The following is a 1,119-nucleotide window of genomic DNA, read 5'->3' as shown; positions in this document are numbered from 1 at the left end:
CTAGGTGTACTGCCCAGGGACGTTGGTTCGGCGAATGTGATGACTCGCTGGAGTCGTTGAGCCAAAGGTGAGGACCTCCGGTTGCACAGTGGAGTTGCTTAGACAACCGCTGCAGCGACCAGGAGGTCCTCATGTCCCACGCTAATGCCGCTTTGACTCCACGCCAACGTTTACGCGTCGCGCGTCTGATCGTGGACCACGGCTGGCCTGTATCCCGGGCAGCCGAGCAGTTCAACTGCTCCTGGCCGACCGCGAAACGGTGGGCAGCCCGCTACGCCGCGATGGGTCAGGCGGGTATGGCTGATAGGTCCTCCCGCCCGTACCGGTTGGCCAACCGGACGCCGCAGCAACTGGTGCGCAAAGTTGTGCACCTGCGCTGGAAGCAACGGCTGGGCCCAGTCGCGATCGGAGCGAAGCTGGCCATGCCTGCCTCCACCGTGCACGCTGTCCTGGTCCGGTGCCGACTGAACCGCCTTCACCACGTGGACAAGCGCACCGGAGAAATCATCCGCCGCTACGAACACGAGACTCCCGGAGCGATGATCCACGTCGATGTAAAGAAGCTCGGCAACATCCCCGACGGCGGCGGCTGGCGCTACGTCGGCCGGCAGCAGGGAAAACAGAACAGATCAGGCACCCCGGACAAGGCCCGCAGCAGAAACCGTGAGCCGCTGATCGGGACCGCCTATGTCCACACGGTCATCGACGACCACTCCCGGGTCGCCTATGCAGAGATCCACAGCGATGAAACAGCAGCCACCGCAGTAGCAGTCCTGAAAAGGGCTGTGTCCTGGTTCGCCGCCCGCGGCGTCACCGTCGAGCGGGTCCTCTCCGACAACGGGTCGGCCTACAAATCGCACCTCTGGCGGGACACCTGCCGAGAGCTGGGGATCAGGGCAAAGAAGACCCGCCCCTACCGGCCGCAGACCAACGGCAAGATCGAACGCTTCCACCGAACCCTCGCCGACGGCTGGGCATTCAAACGCTTCTACGCCACCGAATCAGCCCGCAGAAACGCCCTCCCGGCATGGCTACACCACTACAATCACCACAGACCCCACACCGCAATCGGAGGCCACCCGCCCATCAGCCGATTAACCAACCTGCCTGGGCAGTACA

The 1,119-nt window shown here is 63.8% G+C and carries 1 protein-coding gene; it reads left to right on the top strand.

The annotated features are described in order from the left end of the window. Positions 1 to 131 precede the first annotated feature (131 nt). On the top strand, positions 132 to 1,119 hold a 988-nt coding region (locus tag AC5RVY_RS19075; RefSeq protein WP_493956257.1), incomplete at its 3' end, for an IS481 family transposase.

This window comes from Arthrobacter sp. Ha26, from assembly GCF_059091705.1.
The sequence above is the reverse complement of the archived record's forward strand: the minus strand, read 5'-3'. Positions and strand labels throughout refer to the sequence as shown.